At 54.0% G+C, this 21,030-nt stretch carries 18 protein-coding genes, 1 tRNA gene and 2 pseudogenes; 7 read left to right on the forward strand and 14 right to left on the reverse strand.

Annotation, left to right across the window (positions count from 1 at the left end; translation table 11 throughout):
• Positions 1–43: 43 nt before the first annotated feature.
• Positions 44–1,261 carry a deoxyguanosinetriphosphate triphosphohydrolase gene (locus tag VQ830_RS04265; RefSeq protein WP_337267127.1) on the reverse strand — a complete coding sequence of 406 codons (1,218 nt, stop codon included), beginning with the start codon at positions 1,259–1,261 and terminating at the stop codon, positions 44–46.
• A gap of 176 nt (positions 1,262–1,437) precedes the next feature.
• On the opposite strand from VQ830_RS04265, the gene erpA reads away from it, so the two are divergent.
• Together erpA and xth are read left to right on the forward strand one after the other, a co-directional pair.
• A complete protein-coding gene (gene erpA, locus VQ830_RS04270; protein WP_337266830.1) occupies positions 1,438–1,770 on the forward strand; it encodes an iron-sulfur cluster insertion protein ErpA in 333 nt (110 codons plus the stop codon).
• Positions 1,771–1,869: 99 nt separating this feature from the next.
• Positions 1,870–2,655, forward strand: a complete 786-nt coding sequence (gene xth / locus VQ830_RS04275; RefSeq protein ID WP_337266831.1) for an exodeoxyribonuclease III — start codon at positions 1,870–1,872, stop codon at positions 2,653–2,655.
• A 120-nt stretch (positions 2,656–2,775) separates the two neighbouring features.
• Here the strand turns inward: xth and exoR are convergent, their stop codons facing one another.
• The 6 genes and pseudogenes from exoR to VQ830_RS04300 form a co-directional block, all read right to left on the reverse strand.
• A complete protein-coding gene (exoR, locus tag VQ830_RS04280; protein WP_337266832.1) occupies positions 2,776–3,579 on the reverse strand; it encodes an exopolysaccharide production regulator ExoR in 804 nt (267 codons plus the stop codon).
• A 648-nt stretch (positions 3,580–4,227) separates the two neighbouring features.
• A complete protein-coding gene (locus VQ830_RS04285) occupies positions 4,228–5,493 on the reverse strand; it encodes an OmpP1/FadL family transporter (protein WP_337266833.1) in 1,266 nt (421 codons plus the stop codon).
• A 511-nt stretch (positions 5,494–6,004) separates the two neighbouring features.
• Positions 6,005–8,848 carry a valine--tRNA ligase gene (locus VQ830_RS04290; RefSeq protein WP_337266834.1) on the reverse strand — a complete coding sequence of 948 codons (2,844 nt, stop codon included), beginning with the start codon at positions 8,846–8,848 and terminating at the stop codon, positions 6,005–6,007.
• 210 nt (positions 8,849–9,058) lie between these two features.
• Positions 9,059–9,265: pseudogene (locus VQ830_RS28780) on the reverse strand (PopZ family protein); the annotation flags it as partial.
• A gap of 524 nt (positions 9,266–9,789) precedes the next feature.
• Positions 9,790–9,925, reverse strand: a pseudogene (locus tag VQ830_RS28785) (DUF2497 domain-containing protein); the annotation flags it as partial.
• Between the two features lie 233 nt (positions 9,926–10,158).
• The gene (locus tag VQ830_RS04300; RefSeq protein ID WP_337266836.1) at positions 10,159–10,824 is read right to left on the reverse strand and encodes a protein-L-isoaspartate O-methyltransferase family protein; all 666 of its coding nucleotides are present in this window, start codon (positions 10,822–10,824) and stop codon (positions 10,159–10,161) included.
• A 143-nt stretch (positions 10,825–10,967) separates the two neighbouring features.
• Between VQ830_RS04300 and VQ830_RS04305 the strand changes: the two genes are divergently transcribed.
• Both VQ830_RS04305 and VQ830_RS04310 read left to right on the forward strand, forming a co-directional pair.
• The gene (locus VQ830_RS04305; protein WP_337266837.1) at positions 10,968–11,123 is read left to right on the forward strand and encodes a hypothetical protein; all 156 of its coding nucleotides are present in this window, start codon (positions 10,968–10,970) and stop codon (positions 11,121–11,123) included.
• 421 nt (positions 11,124–11,544) lie between these two features.
• Positions 11,545–11,691: a hypothetical protein gene (locus VQ830_RS04310; RefSeq protein WP_337266838.1), complete on the forward strand. Its 147-nt coding sequence runs from the start codon at positions 11,545–11,547 to the stop codon at positions 11,689–11,691.
• 403 nt (positions 11,692–12,094) lie between these two features.
• Here the strand turns inward: VQ830_RS04310 and VQ830_RS04315 are convergent.
• From VQ830_RS04315 to VQ830_RS04325, 3 genes are all read right to left on the reverse strand, one after another.
• Positions 12,095–12,168, reverse strand: a tRNA-Cys gene (locus tag VQ830_RS04315).
• Between the two features lie 244 nt (positions 12,169–12,412).
• Positions 12,413–14,317 carry a L,D-transpeptidase family protein gene (locus VQ830_RS04320; protein ID WP_337266839.1) on the reverse strand — a complete coding sequence of 635 codons (1,905 nt, stop codon included), beginning with the start codon at positions 14,315–14,317 and terminating at the stop codon, positions 12,413–12,415.
• On the reverse strand, positions 14,314–14,583 hold the full coding sequence (locus tag VQ830_RS04325; RefSeq protein ID WP_337266840.1) for a hypothetical protein: 270 nt from the start codon (positions 14,581–14,583) through the stop codon (positions 14,314–14,316). The genes VQ830_RS04320 and VQ830_RS04325 overlap by 4 nt, the downstream gene beginning before the upstream one ends.
• Before the next feature lie 128 nt (positions 14,584–14,711).
• On the opposite strand from VQ830_RS04325, the gene fumC reads away from it, so the two are divergent.
• On the forward strand, positions 14,712–16,103 hold the full coding sequence (gene fumC / locus VQ830_RS04330) for a class II fumarate hydratase (RefSeq protein WP_337266841.1): 1,392 nt from the start codon (positions 14,712–14,714) through the stop codon (positions 16,101–16,103).
• Between the two features lie 270 nt (positions 16,104–16,373).
• Entirely contained in the window at positions 16,374–17,453 is a 1,080-nt protein-coding gene (locus VQ830_RS04335) for a GGDEF domain-containing protein (RefSeq protein WP_337266842.1), read from the forward strand.
• A gap of 43 nt (positions 17,454–17,496) precedes the next feature.
• On the opposite strand, the gene VQ830_RS04340 is transcribed toward VQ830_RS04335, so the two are convergent.
• The 3 genes from VQ830_RS04340 to VQ830_RS04350 all read right to left on the reverse strand — a co-directional run bounded on the left by VQ830_RS04340 (position 17,497) and on the right by VQ830_RS04350 (position 19,251).
• Positions 17,497–18,108 (reverse strand): pyridoxamine 5'-phosphate oxidase family protein, encoded by a 612-nt coding sequence (locus VQ830_RS04340; protein WP_337266843.1) that lies wholly within the window; start codon positions 18,106–18,108, stop codon positions 17,497–17,499.
• Between the two features lie 169 nt (positions 18,109–18,277).
• Positions 18,278–18,640, reverse strand: coding sequence for a gamma-butyrobetaine hydroxylase family protein (locus VQ830_RS04345; RefSeq protein WP_337266844.1), 363 nt, complete (start codon positions 18,638–18,640; stop codon positions 18,278–18,280).
• A 29-nt stretch (positions 18,641–18,669) separates the two neighbouring features.
• The gene (locus VQ830_RS04350) at positions 18,670–19,251 is read right to left on the reverse strand and encodes a J domain-containing protein (RefSeq protein ID WP_337266845.1); all 582 of its coding nucleotides are present in this window, start codon (positions 19,249–19,251) and stop codon (positions 18,670–18,672) included.
• 339 nt (positions 19,252–19,590) lie between these two features.
• On the opposite strand from VQ830_RS04350, the gene VQ830_RS04355 reads away from it, so the two are divergent.
• Positions 19,591–19,764 carry a hypothetical protein gene (locus tag VQ830_RS04355; protein ID WP_337266846.1) on the forward strand — a complete coding sequence of 58 codons (174 nt, stop codon included), beginning with the start codon at positions 19,591–19,593 and terminating at the stop codon, positions 19,762–19,764.
• A gap of 10 nt (positions 19,765–19,774) precedes the next feature.
• Here the strand turns inward: VQ830_RS04355 and VQ830_RS04360 are convergent, their stop codons facing one another.
• Positions 19,775–21,013, reverse strand: a complete 1,239-nt coding sequence (locus VQ830_RS04360) for a DUF763 domain-containing protein (protein ID WP_337266847.1) — start codon at positions 21,011–21,013, stop codon at positions 19,775–19,777.
• Between the last annotated feature and the right edge of the window lie 17 nt (positions 21,014–21,030).

Consider the following 21,030-nt stretch of genomic DNA (forward strand, 5'->3'; position numbering starts at 1 on the left):
CTTTGCGGCGGTCAGAGGGCCTGCCCGGCCGGGCGAACGCTGCCTATCGCAAATCAGGTGTATGGTCAAACAAGCGCCGATGGGCGCTAATCGCATAGGTATCCGTCATACCAGCGAGGTAATCCGCCACATGGCGGGCTTTGGCCGGCTCGGCAAGCCCTGCGATATGATCGACCCAGTAATGGCTCTGCATCTCTGTCGGATTTTCCATGTACACATGGAAGAGGTCCGTAACAATCTGCGCAGCATTTGCGCGGATGCGCATGATATCGGGGTGTCGGTAGATGCGCTTGAAAAGCACCGCCTTGATCTGGCGATCGGTCTCAGCCATCTCTGGTGAAAAACTGACAATGGTACGGTCGGCGTTACGCACTTCCTTGGCGCTTTGCGGTTTCAATTCGGCAAGCCTTGCCTGTGCAACACCAATGACATCTTCCACCATACGCGTAATTTGGCGGCGCGTGATTTCGTGAGTAAAGCGGCTCTCCTCCAATTTGGGATGACGCTCGCGTACCTCTCGCATCAGACCGGCAAGAAACGGCACATCTTCCAACATATCGAAGGTCAGATATCCGGAACGAAGACCGTCATCGATATCATGCGTGTCATAGGCAATATCATCGGCAATCGCCGCACATTGAGCCTCGAGACTGGCAAAGCTTGCCAGCTCGAGATCATAGATTTCGCTGTAATCTAAAATTGGTTGGGGAACCGGTCCCTTTATGCCTTTGCCCTCGCGGTCGATCAGTGGACCATTATGTTTGACGAGCCCCTCCAGGCTTTCCCACGTCAGATTGATTCCGTCGAAGTCCGCATAGCGCCGTTCAAGCTTTGTCACGATCCTCAGGGACTGGGCGTTGTGGTCGAAGCCACCATAGGGGATCAGTACCTCGTGCAGCGCGTCCTCACCGGTGTGTCCAAACGGCGTGTGACCAAAATCATGAACGAGAGCGACCCCCTCAGCAAGGTCCTCATCGAGCTTCAAGGCTCTCGCCAAGGCTCGCGCAATTTGAGCAACTTCGATCGTATGGGTAAGACGGGTTCGGTAGTGATCGCCGTCCTGTGCTATGAATACCTGTGTCTTATGCTTGAGACGCCTGAATGCGGTGGTATGGACAATGCGGTCACGGTCTCGTTGGAAATCGGAGCGTGTTACACTGCCGCCCTCTGGATATAAACGACCGCGCGAGTTCCATGGATCGGCGGCATAGATAGCCCGCTCGCCATAACCAAAACCCAAACTCCGCGTATCGATCGCCATCCGCCACCATCTATTGCCTGTCGGAAGCCGCCCACCCATTGACGCGGCATCGCGCTCTTCATACCTATAGAACATGATCTTAAAAAGTCATGTCCGGCTTTCGCGGGATCATCGCGAAAACAATATCATAGGCCTATAGTTCGTTCTCCGGGAACTTGAACCCGGCAGGGGGAAAGATGACACAGACAAATATCACGCTCTCGGATGCGGCGGCGAAGCGTATCTCCAAGATCGTAAGTGCTGATCCTGGAAAAACTGCTTTGCGTGTTTCGGTCGAAGGCGGTGGCTGCTCCGGATTTTCATACAAGTTCGATCTGGCAGAAGATGCACAATCGGACGATATCGTCATTGAGAAAAACGATGCGAAAGTGCTGATCGATAGCCTATCGCTCGTTTACATGGAAGGTTCGGAAATCGACTTCGTCGATAACCTTATGGGTCAGTCTTTCCAGATCAAAAATCCGAATGCCGTCGCGAGTTGCGGTTGCGGAACCAGCTTTTCGATTTAGCATCGCCATTTCCAAAAGGCTGTGCACCTTTCCTCGCTTGTATCTTGCCGCAGCGCGCATGCTGGAGGTAGATATGGTGCATAGCAAATGGATGACGGCATGAAAATCGCGACCTGGAATATCAATGGCGTCAAGGCGCGTATCGAGAACCTCATTGAGTGGCTGAGGGATTCCAGTCCGGATATCGTTTGTCTCCAGGAAATTAAAACAATCGACGAGGGCTTTCCGAGGCTGGAGATAGAGGCACTCGGTTACCACGTCGAGACGCATGGCCAGAAGGGCTTCAACGGCGTTGCGATATTATCTAAGACGAAGCCCGACGAGACATCGAGAGGCCTCCCAGGCGATCCTCTTGACGAGCAGGCACGTTTTCTCGAAGCCGTTTTCTCTCTGTCCGGCAACAAGATCCTGCGCGTCTGCAGCATTTATCTTCCCAACGGAAATCCCGTCGATACGGAAAAATACACGTACAAGCTGGCATGGATGGAGCGGCTTAGAAAGTTTGCTGCCCAGCGTCTGGCATATGAAGAGATCCTTGTGCTTGCAGGAGACTATAACGTCATTCCAGAACCGCATGACTGCTTTAATGCCAAGCTGTGGGAAACTGATGCCCTCTTTCTACCGCAGACCAGGGCAGCGTTCCGCCGCTTGGAAAATCTTGGTCTGCTTGATGCGGTGAGAGCGACAACGGACGAAGTGCCTCTCTACACCTTCTGGGACTACCAGGCTGGTGCCTGGCCGAAGAACAACGGCATTCGCATCGATCATCTTCTTTTGTCGCCCGAAGCAGCAGACAAATTGACGTCAACGGCGGTGGAAAAGCATGTCAGGGCGTGGGAAAAACCATCTGACCACGTCCCGGTTGTCGGCTACTTCGACCTTTGAGCAAGTCAGAGCTATCACTCTCTATTCCATCGCACTGTCCGAGCGATACCGCGGGGCGAGCCAGGGGCAGAGGGATCGAAGGTTAGAACAGGCAACGAGCGTGATATTGGAACGGTTTGGCTAGTTGTCGCCGCTGTTGGCAATCGTGCGCGACATCGCAACCGCTGTCCTTCGGTCACCTTCGCTTGCAACGGAAAAGGCTTGCTCTTGAAGATCTTCCATCCAAAGACAGTCCTTCGGCTTGCAGCGATCGAGCGCCGCAGTCATCATGGCTAGGCCGCGTGCCGACTGTCCTTCGTTGAAAAGGATATTGCCAAAGACGGCAAGAGCCCCAGGATGACCGCTTTTGCGCGCTTGGTTCAGCCACTTCTTTGCCTGCTGGACGTTAGCCGAACCACCCTCACCTGCCAGCATCATCTGAGCCAGCTGAAATTGCGCCTCAGGAACACCGAAGGTGGACGCCACCTGGAAATAGAGCTGCCGAGCTTGGTTCAGATCAATTTTTACCGGGCTCCCGCTTATGCCATGCTTATAATAGTTGGCCAGCGACATCAGCGCGTTGACAAAAAAGCCCGTATCCTCTGATCCAGGCTCAACTCCCTGCTGAGCAATCTCGCTGTAGATCTTGAACGCTTCGAAGTCGTTCTGCGCGACACCATCGCCATCGGCATACATATTGGCAAGAGCCCAGCGAGAACCTGTATGCCCCTTCTCAGCGGCGTATTTATAGGCCTCTACGGCTTCTTCCTTCTGTCCGTTCTTATAAGCCTTGAAACCAAACTTAAACAGGTCGAACGGACCAGACTCTTTGGTAACTCCGGCATTCATGTCAAAAGCGTAAACGTGTTCGGACACCATTCCACACAGAGCAACGGAAAGGCCCATCAGCAGGAATTTGAACGATCTGCACTCAAACTTAAGCATTTCACTCAGCTTCTTTCGCTTCCGTCGTGCCAATGCCGCTTGGGACCTTCGTACTTAACTCGCCCGCATGCGCAATCAAAGCATCTTGCGTCTTCACCTTCGAACGCCTCAGGTCCGCGCTTCGCCAATTCGAGTTGCGAAACTTCCAGAGCTTCGAGCATCCCTCGACCGGATGAAAAGCTTGATAATCACAAAATGTGACGAAACCGGTATCGACGTTAACAACCGCTGCTTCTGTCCCCCCTCGCGGGGCATTCACATGCGAGACGCCATCCGGCCCACGTCCCAATGCTCTCGCTCGCTTCCTATTTCTTACCCCTTGAAAAAGAAGCTTAATCGGCGCTACCGACAGCGGTCTCCCCGCCGTCTCTCCGCCATATGCACGTCCCCCCGGCAATTCACTCATTTTACGCTTGGAAACCACCCTGATCTTTTCATTTCACGCCCGCTTGCTTATATCGCTGCGCCTAGTTTGTGGCGGGAAATGGACAAATTACGGTGTGGAAGATGCTAATGAAGCGGTGTTCAAAACACTGTTGCTGAATCGTCACAAGGAGCCCGCCGCGAAGCCTTGGCAATCCTCCTTCTCAACAAAAAACCCGGCATGAAGACCGGGTTTTCTTAACTCGTTCTATGCGAGCAACCGCTTTAGAACTTGAACTTGATACTGGTATTCACAGCAGCAAAGATATCATTGCCGAACGAGTAACTTGCATCGTTCGTGCCAGCGATAACAGTTCCGTTGCGAATGATTGGTCCAGAAGAGCCACTCGTGAGCAAACCGATAGCGCCACCGAGACGCCATTCAATATGTTCCGTCGGCGTGTAGGCCGCACCAACGCCAAGCGTCCAGGTATCCGTCTGCGCGCCGTAACCCGTGCTCGTGCCACGATCCCAAGCAAGGCTGACAGCGCCTGCCCACTGATCGTTGAACTTATGACCGATACCGCCCGATATCGTCCAACCGTCTTGATAGTACAGACCAAGGGACGTCACCCCGCCCGGAGGGCATGGCAGCCCGGATGATGCCTGTGGGCATAGATTGATCGATTGCAGAACGCTCCAATTCGTCCATTTCACCGAGCCAAAGGCAAGCCAATCAGGCGCGATACCACTTTGAAGCTTCATTTCGAGGGAATCTGGAGCATCTGCAGATCCAACGATCCCGAATTTCTTACCTGTAAACGGTGCCAGAACAGTGGGAGGTACCTGAGTAAGATCAAGCGTCCCCGTGAGGTTGTCGTACTTGACGCGACTGTTATAGATCAGGCTCGCCCTCATTGCGTATTCAGGGATTTCATACGCGATACCGGCGCGCCAGCCCCAAGCGCTGTCATGCAGCGTCAAACGACCGCTTCCGTCGAAGATCGTCGAAGCCGGAAATGGGATCAACGCCGGATCGAGAACGATGCGCTCCTTCGAGCCGTTGATTTCCTGATAGAACCCGCCGCCGATAATCCGAAACTGGCCAGGTCCCATATCGAACTTATAAGAGCAGGTTCCGCCGTAATTGTTGCTTCGAATTCTCGTCTCAATGTTATTTTCTGCACCGACCCAGCCGTCTCCGGGGGTCAACGTTGCGCCGAAGGGCTGCGAATAATCAACCAAGCAGTCGACAGGACCATAGCCTGCTTTGATGCCCAGATAGGGAACTGCATAATCACCGGTATCATCAGCCGTGGTTGAACGGCCCGTCAGCGAACCGTCGCGTGGATTGATATCCCGGGCATTCTTCAACTTTCGGTGCGGCGAAACGTAGGTCACTCCGCTTTCGACCGAGTACTGCGATGAGTCGAAGAGCTGATCGATGTCATAGCCGCCACGCTCCAGACCACCAGCAGAGGCTGGAGCAGCAAGACCGACAACTAACGCCAGAGAAAGAGTGCTCCCGGAAAATATTTTATTGAAACTCATGGTGTCTCCCCCACCTTTAAACATGCCAGGAACATATGCTCAAAACCCCTTCATATTGGCAATGTCGAACCAAGTTGGCGCTCTTCACCGGGCGCAATGCGAATTTACGTAAAACTTTGACCCGCACGTAAATTTCAGGGAATTTCGAAAGAAAATTCCCCGCAGTCGCGCAGAATCGGCACAAACAGAAATATCATCCCAAGCCTGCCTGTACCTGTAGCAGACAAACAACAGGATGGATCTTCGTCGTTTAAATGGGGGAACCGGTTTATAAGCCCCGGCGGATTGCCATCGCCACGGTGTTAACTTCGACGCGCAGCCGTCGAATCAAATCACTACTGATGGTTTGTCCGTCTGCCGGCAAGGATCCTTGATGATCTTATTCAGCTTCATGAAAAAGGGCTCCTAAACAGGAGCCCTTTTGCCTAGCAAGACCGTAGCAGATCTCACTCTATTCGTATCAGCAGCCAAGTCGGTTCTGCTTCAGAGCAAACTGTCACCAACGATCTTTTCAACCTGCGTCGCTCACTTGAGACAAGGCAGTCTTCAGGCTCGCGAAGCGGCCTTCTAGCTCTTCCAGCCTCTCGCGCTCAGTTGCGACAATCTCCGGATCTGCATTTGCGACGAACTTTTCGTTCGCGAGTTTGCTTTTCCCGCGTGCAATATCAGCCTCAGTCTTAGCGATGGTTTTTTCCAGACGGGCTTTTTCAGCCGCAATATCAATGAGCGACCCTAATGGTATACAGGCCGTTGCTTCACTGACCACCAATTGAGCCGCACCACGGGGCGCAATATCCGCAAAGGAAATGTCGTCCACGCGGGCCAGCCGACGAATGGCTGCAGCGTGTCTTTCAACGCGCTCATGAGTCAGTGCGTTTGCACCGACAATAACGAGCGGTGCAATGGCACCGGCGGGAACGTTCATCTCTGCCCTCACAGAGCGAATGCCGGAGACAAGTTCTATCAGCCAGTTGATTTCGTCAGCCGCCGCATCATCAGCATAGGAAGGAACAGGCCAACCCGCATGGCATAGCAAACTGTCGCGCTGCTTGCCTTCTCCAGCAGTGTGAGCCCATAGCTCTTCCGTCATGAACGGCATGAAGGGATGAAGAAGCTTGTAGATCTCTGCGAGAACATGCGCGGTACAAGCCTGCGACTCAGCCTTCGCGGCTTCGTCTTCGCCTGCAAAAACGGGCTTCAAGAGCTCGAGATACCAATCGCAAAACTGGTTCCAGACAAACTTATAGAGCGCCCCGGCCGCATCATTGAAGCGATAGCTCTCCAATGCTTCCGTAACATCGCGTTCGGCGCGCGCAAGCTCGGTCAAAATCCATCGGTTAAGTGTCGACTTCGCGCCCTGTGGATCGAAATCCAAATTCGCGGCCGCACCATTCATTTCGGCAAACCGGGTCGCATTCCAAAGCTTGGTTCCGAAGTTGCGATAGCCAGCGATACGCGCTGGATCGAGCTTCACGTCTCTCCCCTGCGCCGCCATGATCGCCAGCGTGAAACGCAGCGCATCGGCGCCATATTCATCGATCAGGTTCAACGGGTCGATCACGTTGCCTTTCGACTTTGACATCTTCTGCCCGTTCTTGTCGCGGACCAAGGCATGGATATAAACGGTGTGGAACGGCTCCACCGGTTCGCCGCTTTCATCCTTCATGAAGTGCAGGCCCATCTGCATCATACGGACGACCCAGAAAGGTATGATATCGAAACCTGTAACGAGGACATTCGTCGGATAGTATCGAACCAATTCGGGGGTGCTGTCCGGCCAGCCCAGCGTTGAAAACGGCCATAGCGCCGAGGAGAACCAGGTGTCGAGCACGTCTTCGTCCCGAACGAGAATCTCGCCCGGCTTGAAGTTTTCAAGCTTTTCCTCGACCCATGCTTTCCAGGGTCCTTCATGGCTCAGATAATGCTGAATCGCAGCCTGGAGAGCCTCTTCTTCCGTCTTCTCGACAAAGACCTGACCATCGGGACCGTACCAAGCAGGAATTTGGTGACCCCACCAGAGTTGCCGTGAAATGCACCATGGCTGAATGTTTTCCATCCACTGGAAATACGTATTTTCCCAGTTCTTCGGCACGAACTTTGTCCGCCCTTCGCGCACGGACGCGATCGCGGGACGAGCTAGCGTCTTGTTGTCCACCCACCATTGTTCGGTCAGACGCGGCTCGATCGGCACGCCACCTCTATCGCCATGCGGAACCATGTGTTTATGCGGCTCGACGCGATCTAGCAGGCCGGCCTCTTCGAAAATTTCGACAATGAGTTTGCGTGCGACGAAGCGGTCCTGTCCCTCGAGACGATCCCAGGCGCCATGCAAGGCAGCAGGGTGATCCAGATCTTTGAGAAAATCCTCGTTCTCTTTGATGGTAATCGTTGCATCGATATTGAGGACGTTGATTTGGCGCAAACCCGCGCGTTTGCCAACTTCGAAGTCGTTGAAGTCATGGGCAGGTGTAATTTTCACCGCGCCCGTGCCTGCGGTGGGATCAGCATAATCATCGGCAACGATCGGGATCTTGCGTCCAACGACCGGCAAGATCACATGCTTTCCGACGATGCTCTTGTAACGCTCGTCGTCAGGATTGACGGCAATACCCGTGTCGCCCAGCATGGTCTCAGGACGCGTGGTGGCAACAACGATATAATCGCGCTCTTCGAACTCAGTCGGCTTTCCCTCTTCATCGAAGGCAATCGGGTACTGATAGGTCACGCCCTTTTCGAGCGGATAGCGCAGATGCCACAGGTTGCCGTTGACCTCGATCTGCTCCACTTCCATATCGGAGATCGCCGTCAGAAGCTTTGGATCCCAATTCACCAAGCGCTTGTCTTTATAAATGAGACCCTGCTTATAAAGGGTGACGAAAACTTCCAGAACGGCCTTGGAAAGGCCCTCGTCCATTGTAAAGCGCTCACGCGACCAGTCGCATGATGCGCCCAAGCGTTTCAGCTGGTTGAAAATCAAGCCGCCGGACTCGGCTTTCCATTCCCAGACGCGATCGATGAAAGCATCTCGTCCCATCTCGCGCCGTCCCGGCAGTTGCCGTTCCATCAGCTGACGCTCGACAACCATTTGGGTCGCGATCCCGGCATGGTCCATGCCGGGCTGCCAAAGCACATCCTTGCCGCGCATACGCTCGAAACGAACGAGAACGTCCTGTAGCGTATTGTTGAGCGCGTGACCCATGTGAAGAGAGCCCGTGACATTTGGAGGCGGGATCACAATGGTGAATGTCTCAGCACCAGGCTTTGCGTTCGCGCCTGCCCTAAATGCCTCGGCCTCGTCCCAATTGCGGACGATTTTCGGTTCTATCTCAGCGGAATCGTAGGTTTTCTCGAGCATTACGGGACCATTAAAGGTTCTGGAGCGGCATGGACGATTTGGTCCAGAACCCCTCTCATTTCACGATGGGACTTCGTGGATGGCGAAAGATCAAATGACGCCATACTCGAGGTCTTGAGGTTGGATTTTGTAAATAGGATGACCCTGTGCAAGTCAATAAAAAAGCCGCCCCAAGACGGGACGGCACTCAACTTGCAAAATGCCCAGCTATTAGCGGCGAGGTCCGCGCGCGACGCGCTCGATTTCCTCGCGAACGAGACGTTCGACAAGTGGAGGAAGATTATCGTCCAACCACTCCTGCAGCATTGGTCGCAGAAGATCCTCGGCGATCTGATCGAGAGAGCGGCGCTCTGCCCCGTCGATAGCAGCAGCAAGCTCTTCAAAAGAGCGGGAAATTTGTAGTCCAGCCGTTTCTGAAATCAACGAGGATGTTTGCTCTGCGATCATGCTCTGAAGGGCATCAGCAGGCGACCGCTGTGTTTGAGCATCCATCTCATGAACCTGATGTGGTGCCGAGGCTGCCGCGACATCCTGTTTGGTTGCTTCCGGCTGCTCCTCGGCTGGTTCTGGATGCGCCGCGGTGACCATGGTCGGTGGTTCAGCCTGCATCTGCGGAACAGCACGGACGGGATCGGAGGCACCGCGCAAGGGTGCATCTTCAACGGGATTGCGAGCCAAATGCTGCTGCTCGACCGCATGCGAGGGCTCTTGCACCTGGGCAGAAGGCTGGCGAAGCGGCGCGCCATGGCGTTCTGACGCTGCGCGAACACGGGCTGCCACATCGGCAAGCGACATGGCGCGGCCTTGCATTTCAGGCTCGGGCACTGAACCGGAAGAGTTCGCCGCAACAAAGCGTGGATCAGAGCGCGTGACCGGCTCCGGAAACTCGACACCGGCATAGGCCTCGTCGACAGTCAAATGTATGTCGGAATCGATATCTTCCTCATCACCGTAGACAGGGGGCAATGAAGTCGAGATGGACCGGCCGGCGCCTGGCTCGTTACTTTCAATGATCTGGCGAATGGAAGCCAAGATCTCCTCCATGGAGGGTTCGCGCGCTACGCTGGATTGAGCCATGATTATCCCTGCTCTGCTTGATCACGCTCGGACTTATGCATTCCGCATCCGAATCACCTGACACTAGAATACGCCGATGAGGAATAAAATCATCGCGAAATGAATGATCGCGGCCATACACAGTTTTGTCGAAATTTGTACCGCTGGCTCCAAAAAGCAAAACGGGCGCCGAAGCGCCCATCATAAAGTCATTCTGTTCAAGCACTGCGTTACGGCAGCTAGCTTGCTATGCCTTAAAAAACGAAGGACGGCGCCTTTGCAAATCCTGGCAGTGGTTTCGCGCCAACGTTGAAGTAGGTGGTTTCGGATACGGCGCCGCGCTCGCGCGTGAACACAGTCGCACGGCCGGCATGGCCCTGCCCTTGCACGGCAATAAGCTTTCCACGTTCCGCAAGCTGCTCGAACAAAGATGTTGGGATCTCTTCGACTGAACCGCTCATAAAGATTACGCTGTAGGGTGCCCCGCTCGCATATCCCTTTTCAAGTGGCCCCTGCACGACGGAGACATTCTCGTAAGACGAAAGGTTCGACTTTGCCGTCGCGGCGAGCTCTTCGTCGCACTCCAATGCCACAACCTGGCCCGCCACATGCGAAAGGATCGCAGATACATACCCGGTACCGCAACCAACGTCTAGAACCCGATCCTGTTTGTTGATCGCTGCAAGCTGCAAAAGTTTGGCGACTGGCGACGGCTCCATCAAGTAACGGGCAGGTTTACCTGCACCAGCTGGACTGATTTGCAAATCCTTGTCGATGTAAGCGAAAACCTTCAAATTCTCTGGAAGAAAATTTTCTCTTGATACGGCGTAAAACGCCTTCAAAAGAGAATGCGACGTCACATCAGTCGTCCGGATTTGGCTTTCGACCATATTCGCGCGCGCAGCTTCGAAATTCATCATCGTCCTCTCGCCATGAAAGCGGCTTTCTGCATGTCTCTTAATCGGGAGAGTGAAGGCTTTCAAGACTTGCGGGACATCATGGATGACAAATCGAAGCAATTAAAGCGCTGCTGTGAGATCCAGAAATTAGCTAGGGGTAAATCATGAAGAGGCGTATGATGAAGATGGAGGAAATGGAGGAGTATATCATGTCTATGGTCATGAACGCATTTTCGCATCTTTCGACGTTCGATATCGTCGTCATGCTCATCCTTGTCGGCGTCTTCGGCCTTGCGGCCTATGAGCACCAACATAACTAATCTACTGCGATCCTGACAAAGAACGCGGATTGAACGCCTCGCAGGATTAGCGCTTCGCGCTGCCTTGACCGCACTCGGGTTGGGGTGAGGTAGCGATTGTGCAACCGGCGACTGACATCATCTTTGCCGTCATAAATCCTTCGCACAATTGCGAAGGATTGGCCGGCTCGCGGCAGATTTTGTCTGAGCGTGATCTTATAGGTCTGGTCTGAGGCTGCCTTGATCTAGCGCTCATACCCGTCCAACCCTTCCAAGGTTCCCCCGAATACTGGGGTCCCCGGCAATGGCGGGACGGCAATTCTGATCCGTACGGTGGTAGTGCGCCTTTCGTGAAATGCACAAAAACATCCACTTTGCTTTTCGCCTTCAGCTACCCGTCAGCTTCGATAGCTAATGTATTCTGATGACCGCAGGGGGAATCATGACCAATAAATGCTCGACGATGGGTGCTGTCTTCATTGCCGCCTTTATTCTGATCGTGCTTCTCATCCCTTTGATCAGCGTCAGCGCGCCAAGCGTCGCAATTGCTGGCATATCTCCCGTTGCTTCGCTGAAAAGCCAGCAATAGCGGTTCCTGAGAAAAGTTTGTGCTGAAGGCTGCCTGACCGATAGCGGCTCGTACGGACTATCGCGCACGTCGACGCGACAAAACCCAAATGAGCACCTTAAGCAACATGACCACGTTCAAGCTACCGCGCAATCGCGGTGCAAGCTGCTCTTGAGATTTATTTACCTCAGTAGATTCAACATGCCTATCGGCACTGCGTCATGCTAAGAGCAATATATAGCGCCGAACAGGTTGCTCAATATCTCGGGCAGGAAGATGAAACGATGCCATTGAACTACGGAAAGGCAGCAGAACTGAACGCGGTTACGGGTCCGATGGCTGAAATATCGCCCTGAAATTCGCGTGAGATTTAGACAACTTCTTGAAAAGTGTCTAAACGCGATCTGCTAAGTGGTTGATTTAATGGAGGCCTCGCCCGGAATTGAACCGGGGTACAAGGATTTGCAGTCCTCTGCGTCACCACTCCGCCACGAGGCCTCACTGGTTCGAAACTCAAACCGTGGCCAGCGTTTAGAGCGATCTTCCTAAAATCGCAAGAGGGATTTATGGGAACCCGCGTCTTTTTCCGCGCGAGCTGAAAACTCGTTTTCCTCAGATCGGAAGACAGCCGAAACTTGTCCGAAGGCCGCAGCGAACCTCACGAACAAAAAAAGCTCAGGGCCTCCGTCGACCCTGAGCTTGCGGTTTTCAGCATAAGCTGTTGGTGATCAGCCGATCGCGTTTAGATCTGCGCGCCACGTGCCTTGCTGGTCGCTTCGAACGCCTTCTTTACGTAGGCATCGCGACCATAGACATCGTCGAAATATTCGATGACCCCATCCTTATTAGGCCAAGCTGTGAAGTAGGCCACATAGACCGGCATCTTCTGCGGAACCTGAACCGCATGATTCTTGCCAGTCGCGATTTCCTTCGCAACTTGATCAACGCTCGTGCCAAGAACAGCCGCCGCCATTGCGCGCGGATCGGCAAGACGGACGCAGCCGTGGCTGAGCGCGCGCATGTCACGCTTGAAGAAGCTCTTCGACGGCGTGTCGTGCATGTAGATGGCATGCGCGTTCGGGAAGAGGATCTTCAGCTCGCCCAATGCATTATCGCCACTTGGCGGCTGGCGGACCGAGATGTTCTGGGTTGAACCATACCAATCGACGCTGGACGACGGCACGGCTTTACCGCCAACAGCAACCTCGTATCCCATGCGATCAAGATAGTTGGGATCGGCTCTCAGTTTCGGAAGCATCTCGTTCACGATAATGGACTGCGGCACGCCCCAGAACGGGTTGAACTCCACCGTCTCGATTTGATCCTCGAAGAAGAACGTCTGATGGCTCGGCTGACCGATGACGACCCGCATCGAAAGCTGCTGTTTGCTGTCGTTGAAGTAGTAGACCATGAAGGCGGGCTGATTGATGAAGACGTAGCGAGAGCCAAGGTCATCGGGAAGCCAGCGTGCCTGCTCCATCGCCACGACAAGCTTGTCGATCTTCGAGCTGTTGTTGTCGCCACCTGCCATAATACGCGCGGTCGCCTGTCCGATGACGCCATCCGGCTTCAGGCCACGCTCCTTCTGGAAGTCTTCCACGAGCGAGACGAGCTCAGGCGAATAGACCTCGCTTCCATTATAGGCGGCGATGGTCTCTGCATTGGCTTTACGCAAAGCCTCTGAGCCATGCTTGCTGACAGCCTTGATGATATTGGGCAGCTGCGGCGAACTATCACCTGGACGCACCAAACCCGAAAGCGAGATTTCGATCCGCTCGCTGTCGCTTGTCTCAGCGCGCAACCTTGCCAGTTCATTTTGTAGCGCGACAAACTGTGGACCATGCGGCGATCTGCTCTTCAGGTACGCCGCCACATCCGGGCTCAGAGCCAACATCTTGAGAATCGGATTCAGATTGACGTCTTTGCGCTTGAAATCGTGATATCCGGACAGCTTATTCGGGTCGACGCGACCGCGGATCGTGTCTTGGGTGTAGGCTAGCACCTTGGAAGAAAGATCGAGCTCAAACTGCGTAAGCGCGCGGCCACGCACCGCAGGATCTGGATTGGCCGCATCAATAGCAGGCATGTCGACGGTGTAGTCAGCAGGGTCAAGGCCAACAGAAGCAGCGTCTGCCAAGACAGCAACAGCTGCCTTTGCCTTGTCGGTCACTCCGGCCGTATCGACCCAAACGAGAGGATTCTTCTGGTCACCGTAATAGGCTTCCAGAGCGGCAGCGACCTCAACAGGCGCCTTCACCTTGGCGTCAACAAGGAAGCGTCGCTCAGTCGCAAGTTCGGGATTTTGAGTTTGAGACGCATCGGCAACCGACCCGGTGACCATCGCATCGGCGAATTTGGACGTGTTGATAACCCGGACAGGATCTGCCTTGTACGTGTAATAGCGCGGGCTGCTGACCTTCGGAAGCGGCGCCTCAGGATCACCGTCATTGGCTATTCCGCGCTGCCCCTTACCCGGCGCCAAGGCACGACCGTTGGAAGGATTATCCATGAAGATCGGCGCCTGATCACGGGAGCGACCACTCAGCATATCCATCAGCGTGTAGGCATGCGCGGGAGCCGACGTCACTGTCGCCGCGCAACAAGAAAGCGCCAATGCGGAAACCGCGTTCTTAAGGGAGAGGGTCATGCTATCTTCCAGTCCAAATAATGCAGTTGCAATGCGCCGAGTCCAGGGTCGTCAAAGCTGTATTCTTCTGGCAGAAAATCAATACGACCGCCAGCCGCTTTGAAGGCGTTCCTGATGAAGCAATCAAGCCCGGCATTCTTGGCGAGTTCACACAAAATTATGAAATTATTGGTTAATATTTTAGCCAAAATCGCCTGCTCCGCTTTTCGTGAAAAACGGATGAAAAAAAGATAAAGTTCCAACGTGACAGAAACAACACGCAGCATCCGGACACCCGGCTACGCGGCGAGCAATTTTCAGTTAGCTCCTGTTTTCTCAAATGGATTTCGCACCTATAAGGACACTCCTTATCAGGCGTGAAACCGCGCGAACGACGACGACAGGAAGGAACATAATGACCTCGACCCGCACCGAAACGGACACCTTCGGTCCCATCGAAGTTGCCGACGACAAATATTGGGGCGCACAAGCGCAGCGTTCGCTTGGCAACTTCAAGATTGGGTGGGAAAAACAGCCCCTGCCGATCGTTCGTGCTCTCGGAATTGTGAAGAGAGCGGCAGCCGAAACCAATCACTCCCTCGGCCGTCTGGACGAGACGCTCGCAAAAGCGATCATTGCCGCCGCTCAGGAAGTCATCGATGGCAAGCTTGACGATCACTTTCCGTTGGTGGTTTGGCAGACTGGTTCCGGCACGCAATCCAACATGAATGCCAATGAAGTCATTTCCAACCGCGCCATCGAAATGCTGGGCGGCGAAAAGGGCTCTAAAAAGCCGGTGCATCCGAATGATCATGTGAACATGAGCCAATCGTCGAATGACACATATCCAACTGCGATGCACATCGCATGCGCAGAAGAGATCGTTCATCGACTGCTACCGGCCCTGCGCACCCTGCGAAACGCCCTCAACGACAAGTCAGGCGCCTTCAACCACATCATCAAGATTGGCCGCACTCATACACAGGACGCAACACCGCTCACTCTCGGTCAGGAATTCTCGGGATATACGCAACAAGTCGAAAACGGCATCCAGCGAATCGAGCAGACCTTACCCGGCCTGATGCAGCTTGCGCAGGGTGGCACCGCAGTCGGCACCGGTCTGAATGCACCTGTCGGTTTTGCAGAAGGCGTTGCAGACCGCATCGCAGCGATTACAGAACTGCCCTTCACCTCGGCGCCGAATAAATTCGAGGCGCTTGCGGCTCATGACGCAATGGTGTTCAGCCATGGCGCCATCAACACTGTGGCTGCCTCTCTTTTCAAGATCGCCAATGACATACGCTTCCTTGCTTCGGGACCGCGTGCTGGATTGGGCGAATTGCAGCTTCCGGAAAACGAGCCGGGCTCATCGATCATGCCAGGAAAGGTCAATCCGACGCAGTGCGAAGCCATGACGCAAGTTTGTGTTCAGGTATTCGGCAATCACGCCGCCCTCACCTTTGCCGGCAGCCAAGGTCATTTTGAGTTGAACGTGTTCAACCCTGTCATGGCTTATAACTTCCTACAATCCGTGCGCCTGCTCGCAGATGCTGCCGTGTCCTTCACCGAAAATTGCGTCGTCGGGATCGAGGCGCGTGAAGAGAACATCAAAGCAGGTGTCGATCGCTCCTTGATGCTTGTGACCGCTCTTGCTCCGAAGATTGGCTACGACAACGCGGCCAAAATTGCCAAGACAGCGCATAAAAATGGCACAACCCTTCGCGAAGAGGCGTTGGCTAGCGGACTTGTTACCGGTGAGGATTATGACGCGATCGTTCGCCCGGAGACGATGATCGGACCAAGCTGATCTTGCCGCGATAGCAAGCATAATGATTTTCCTATCTCTAGAAATAATCTTCTGACGGCGACATTTGTCGCCGTCTCTACTCTTGTTTTATTTGAATTAAAGTGCTGAGTTCTGCTCGGAAGACAACTTGTTCTTAAATTAAAAACAGGTGACTACATTAAGCGTACAGTTTTAGCGAAATTGTCTCCAACATCTGCTTTTAATGAAATTCCAATACTTTCCGCTTAAAATAACTAAGGTTGCTATTTGATGGTGTTGAGGAGTGGCCGGATGAATACTGTGCCGGTTAATAAGGCGCGCGTCGGTGACGTAGCCGGCCAGATCACCTATGCCATGCGTTCGATGGGCGTTTCGCCCATTCCTCGCAATTATGAACTCTTCTACGAGGCCTATATCGGCTCCAACCCTGCTTTGACGCGGGAACTTGCAGATCTTGGCAGTCATGCCTCCCAAGAAGAACTGGATGCAATCGCCGCCAAGTATTTTACGACAGCGCGCAGCGAGATCTTCGAAAATACCCATTCTCGGATGGCTGAAGGCGTCGAAGCGCTTTTACGAGCACTGCAGCAGGAGCAGAGCTCACTCGAAACCTACAACCGGCTGCTTGACGAGACATGCAAACGCATCACATCAAAAAGTGCAGCCAGCCGAGAACTGATTGAAAATGCCATCAAGATCCTGAGCGATGCCACGGGCGCTAAGATTGCCCATGGGGAGCAAACGACATCGGATGTCCAGCAATGCTCGCAGGAAATGGATGACGTTCGTAAAGAGCTGGACGAATACAAGCGCATCGCAAACACCGACTCGCTAACACGTCTCGCCAACAGGCGCGCCTTCGACGAGCGTCTGAGCACGATTTATGATAGTCCGTCCCTGGCGCCCGTGACCGGGCTGGTTCTTGCTGATATCGACAATTTCAAGCGGATCAACGACGCCTATGGTCATCCAGTCGGAGACAAGATTCTCGCAACCGTCGCATCTGTGATCCGCGCAAACGTAAGACGCGATGTTTTCGTAGCGCGATCAGGCGGTGAAGAATTTGCCATCATCTTTTCCGGCAACACTGAGGAAGAGATACATGCGGCAGCCGAACGCATTCGCACGACATTGGAAAAGACGCCGTTCCGCAACTCACGGACGAGAATCGATTATGGCCCTGTAACCATATCCATCGGACTTTGCATGGCTTCGGCGGGCGTGAGCCCCAGCGATCTTTATCTCAAGGCCGACGCAGCTCTCTATAGTGCAAAATACAACGGCAGAAATTGCACGATCATCTTTGAAGAAGGAATGCAGAAGGACTTCTCAAAGAGCTGGTTGATCTACAAATCGGATCAGACCAGCTGATTCACCGACGATAGGGTGCGTCTGCGTCGCGCCTATCGAACGATCACCACATGGTTTTTGCGGCACGCTCAGGCCACTCTCGATCATAGGTGACCTCATCGAAATCTCCGGCAAGCGCTTTCAGCATTGCGCCTGGGGTCGGCAAGTCCTGAGGATTGACGAAAGTCTCCGGGCTCCACAGCTTCGAGCGGATCAGAGCCCGCGCGCACTGGAAATAAACTTCATCAATTGTGATCACCACGACAGTGCGTGGATGCTTTCCATCCATCTCAAACGACTGGAGTAGCTCGCCATCGTTTGAAACGACCCCGCGGCCATTGATGCGCATGGTCGTGTTTGACCCCGGAATGAGAAACATTAATGCGAGGCGAGGATCTCGTACGATGTTGGAAAGCGAGTCGATACGGTTGTTGCCGCGCCAGTCCGGCAAATGCAGCGTTTTCTCATCAACGACCCGAACGACGCCGCCAAGATCGCCGCGCGGCGAACAGTCCAAGCCTTCAGGACCGACAGTGGCAAGCGCCATGAAAGGCGCCGCTTCGATCATACGGCGATAAAGCGGTGTCAGCGCATTGGCGACTTTAGCAACGGACGCCTGGGTGAGGCCCGCGGAATAAATATCCTGCAACTCTTCTACGCTTTCAATAATCTTCATTGTCCTATCCCGTTACCGTCCTGCGATGTTGGATACATGTCCTGCCGCAATACTTCCAATTTCCCAAATGCAATGGCCCAGCGTGAACAGCCTTGGTTCATTTTCATGTCGATCCCTCAACGCATTCATCGCGCATGCAAAGGACTACAGAGCAGTCCGCAAACCAGATCTAGGCAGGGTCGCGGCTCAATCGTTTCTCGCGCAACTCTTCTTCGTATGCTGAAAATAGTTCATCGCCGCGCTCTCCCAATTCCCTTAAATAGGTCCAGGTAAAGATCCCAGTATCATGCATGTCATCAAAGCCAATGCGAACGGCGTAGTTTCCAGTCGCGGTCACGGTTATGATACCGACGTTACGCTTGCCCGGTACCGTTATTTTCTGCCCGGGACCATGCCCTTGCACTTCCGCCGAAGGTGAAAGCACCCGTAGTCTTTCGGCCGGCAGGTCGAAGGCGGCGCCATCATCGAAGCGAATGCGCAGCGTGCGTCGATCGCTTGTGATGCGGATTTCGGTCGGCCATGTTTCCGTCATCGGTAAAACCTTATGATTTGCTCAACGTGCTATTCGGCAGCACGAACCTCGACAACCTCGACCGCGTAACGGTAGCCTTCCAGCATGGTATAGGCCTGCTCCACCGCTTTTATTTGCTTTTCAGCCTTGGATATGGCTTCGGCAAGCGTATCGCTGCGCGCACGTAACATGCTTCCGAGCACGTCCGCACTTGGTCTTTCGCTGATGCGGTCGAGATGGTTGCGAATTCGTGCCCTATGCCGTTCGAGTTCAAGGATATGAAAACGAGTATTGACGATTTCGTCCGTCAGCCTTCTCCGCATGAGAGCCACTGGATCAAAGCTGCCGGGATCCCTTTCATCGAGGATAAGTTCGTTGACAAACTTGTCGAGAACCAAAAGCCCCTCGAGATCCTGAACGTCAGCCAGTTGCGGATCATAGCCGGTTTCGTCGTAGATTTTACGTCTGACGGGATCCTTCAACAAATCATAGGCGAGGGTCAGGTGCTCGAACTCCTGCTCGCTACCCCCGGTATCCGGATGAGCCTTCTTAACCCGCCGGCGATAGGCAGCTCGCACTTCCGCTTCCGTAGCGTGACGGGCAAGGCCGAGGGCTTCGTAGGGATCAATCAAGATGCATCCTCGCTGTTATCGGCATAAGCCAAACCATACAGCATATGGCCCCGCGATGGGGAATGATTCCGGAAAGAAACGGCGCGTCTTGCGAAAACGAAGCAGCGCGATTTCCACTTTCGCCCAGTTCTAGATTGGGACAAAGGCAATCTCAAGATCGCTATGAGACTGTCCACGTTCAGACGCTGCAGGCACTGGTTATCAAACCGGGAAATACAGCAACTTTGTGCCAAAATGGATTTCAGGAGTGGATTAACCATAAGCCTTAGAGATTGATTCATCCTCTCGCAGCAGTTTCCCGCACTGTGGCTGGGAAACAACGACAGAGGACGAAAAAAGATGACCTATGGTATCCTTTTTGCGGCAGCGCTGACGGCATGCGTGTTGACAATAGCAGCAATTGGCAGCCAGCCGCCAGCCGATCATCTAAACGGCGAAGGATGGCCACAGATACAGGTTCAGAAGGCTGCTCGCCTGGTGCCTGACCAACCGCTTGTGGCACCCGCACAATAGACTTTGAAGATTATGACTCCCAGCCAAAAACGCTTCTGCCACCGAGGGAGGATGACTGCCTGAACTCTCCGGCAACGATTTCCTTGAGGTCGGGGCCAGTCACATAATTTTCCAGCCGCCGAGATTGTTCGTCCAGGCGCTTCAGGGCCTCAAGCTCTTCCTCTCGTCCAAGACGGGCTTTCGAAACGGCTGACTTCATTACGCTGATCGTTTCGTCATAGACCTTGATCGGAACAGGAAATGGGTGTCGATCCTTCCCGCCATGGGCAAGAGAAAAACGAGCAGGATCGGAAAACCGACAGGGCGCGCCGTGAATGACTTCCGCAACCATGGCAAGCGCCTTGACGGTTCGTGCTCCGACCCCGGGCACGAGAAGCAGTTCTTTAAAATCCGCAGGACCCTGCTCGACGGCTGCGGCAATGTTTCCAGACAGTCTCTTCATATTGATATCGCTTTCACGAACGTCGTGATGCGCCGGCATGATCAAGTGCGGCAGTTCCAGTTGGTCTTTCGGCGCCGACTTCTTTGATCCGCATTCCTGAACCATGAGAGCTGCAGCCTCTTTGGCGATGCGTTCCGGTGAGAGATTCTTGAGGAGATCCAATTGACCATTGCGGGAAAGATCGGCCCTGCGATCTGCAAGGTTCAGGATCTCACCCTGACCCCTGCCCTCAATCGCAGCATGTGGCGAATCGACAAAATTGGTAAGTCCTCGGGAGCGCCAGTGGTAACGGCGCGCCTGCCGCGTTTCGCCGTTCATGCCCTGTTGTATGACGACCCACTTGCCGTCGTCTGCAACGACAAAGCCGTGCAGATAAAGGTCAAAGCCATCCTGCACCGCGGCGCTGTCGACTTTAGCAACAAGGCGGCTTGTTTCCGCCAATCTCCCGGCATCGAAACCGACACGATTGCCAACCTCGAAAAGTTCGCTCGGCGTCTTACGCGATTGCGCCCCGCGTCCGCCGCACACATGAAGTCCAAGCTCGTTGCTTAACGGATTGAGGCCCCTTTTTAGAGCGCCGATGACGCTGGTGGTGATGCCGGACGAATGCCAGTCCATCCCCATCACAGCACCGAAAGATTGGAACCAGAACGGATGAGACAACCGATCGAGAAACTCCTCTCGGCCGTAATGGTGGACGATCGCCTCAGTTATGACCGCTCCGAGGCGCGTCATTCTCTCACCAAGCCACTTTGGGACTCTGCCGCTGTGAAGAGGCAGGTCGGCGCTGCCGGATCTGTTTGCCATTGATTTCCACGTTTATG

It is taken from the genome of Oryzifoliimicrobium ureilyticum (assembly GCF_037199735.1).
In the GTDB taxonomy this organism is placed as follows: domain Bacteria; phylum Pseudomonadota; class Alphaproteobacteria; order Rhizobiales; family Rhizobiaceae; genus Rhizobium; species Rhizobium ureilyticus.

Excerpts from the sequence above, each read along its gene's own strand:
- VQ830_RS04320 (WP_337266839.1), bottom strand. The coding sequence starts at position 14,317 with ATGACCCTCTCCCTTAAGAACGCGGTTTCCGCATTGGCGCTTTCTTGT.
- VQ830_RS04265 (WP_337267127.1), bottom strand. The coding sequence starts at position 1,261 with ATGGCGATCGATACGCGGAGTTTGGGTTTTGGTTATGGCGAGCGGGCT.
- VQ830_RS04300 (WP_337266836.1), bottom strand. The coding sequence starts at position 10,824 with ATGATGAATTTCGAAGCTGCGCGCGCGAATATGGTCGAAAGCCAAATC.
- VQ830_RS04345 (WP_337266844.1), bottom strand. The coding sequence starts at position 18,640 with ATGACGGAAACATGGCCGACCGAAATCCGCATCACAAGCGATCGACGC.
- exoR (WP_337266832.1), bottom strand. The coding sequence starts at position 3,579 with ATGCTTAAGTTTGAGTGCAGATCGTTCAAATTCCTGCTGATGGGCCTT.
- fumC (WP_337266841.1), top strand. The coding sequence starts at position 14,712 with ATGACCTCGACCCGCACCGAAACGGACACCTTCGGTCCCATCGAAGTT.
- VQ830_RS04305 (WP_337266837.1), top strand. The coding sequence starts at position 10,968 with ATGAAGAGGCGTATGATGAAGATGGAGGAAATGGAGGAGTATATCATG.
- VQ830_RS04310 (WP_337266838.1), top strand. The coding sequence starts at position 11,545 with ATGACCAATAAATGCTCGACGATGGGTGCTGTCTTCATTGCCGCCTTT.
- VQ830_RS04355 (WP_337266846.1), top strand. The coding sequence starts at position 19,591 with ATGACCTATGGTATCCTTTTTGCGGCAGCGCTGACGGCATGCGTGTTG.
- VQ830_RS04325 (WP_337266840.1), bottom strand. The coding sequence starts at position 14,583 with ATGCTGCGTGTTGTTTCTGTCACGTTGGAACTTTATCTTTTTTTCATC.
- VQ830_RS04335 (WP_337266842.1), top strand. The coding sequence starts at position 16,374 with ATGAATACTGTGCCGGTTAATAAGGCGCGCGTCGGTGACGTAGCCGGC.
- VQ830_RS04285 (WP_337266833.1), bottom strand. The coding sequence starts at position 5,493 with ATGAGTTTCAATAAAATATTTTCCGGGAGCACTCTTTCTCTGGCGTTA.
- VQ830_RS04340 (WP_337266843.1), bottom strand. The coding sequence starts at position 18,108 with ATGAAGATTATTGAAAGCGTAGAAGAGTTGCAGGATATTTATTCCGCG.
- erpA (WP_337266830.1), top strand. The coding sequence starts at position 1,438 with ATGACACAGACAAATATCACGCTCTCGGATGCGGCGGCGAAGCGTATC.
- VQ830_RS04290 (WP_337266834.1), bottom strand. The coding sequence starts at position 8,848 with ATGCTCGAGAAAACCTACGATTCCGCTGAGATAGAACCGAAAATCGTC.
- xth (WP_337266831.1), top strand. The coding sequence starts at position 1,870 with ATGAAAATCGCGACCTGGAATATCAATGGCGTCAAGGCGCGTATCGAG.
- VQ830_RS04360 (WP_337266847.1), bottom strand. The coding sequence starts at position 21,013 with ATGGCAAACAGATCCGGCAGCGCCGACCTGCCTCTTCACAGCGGCAGA.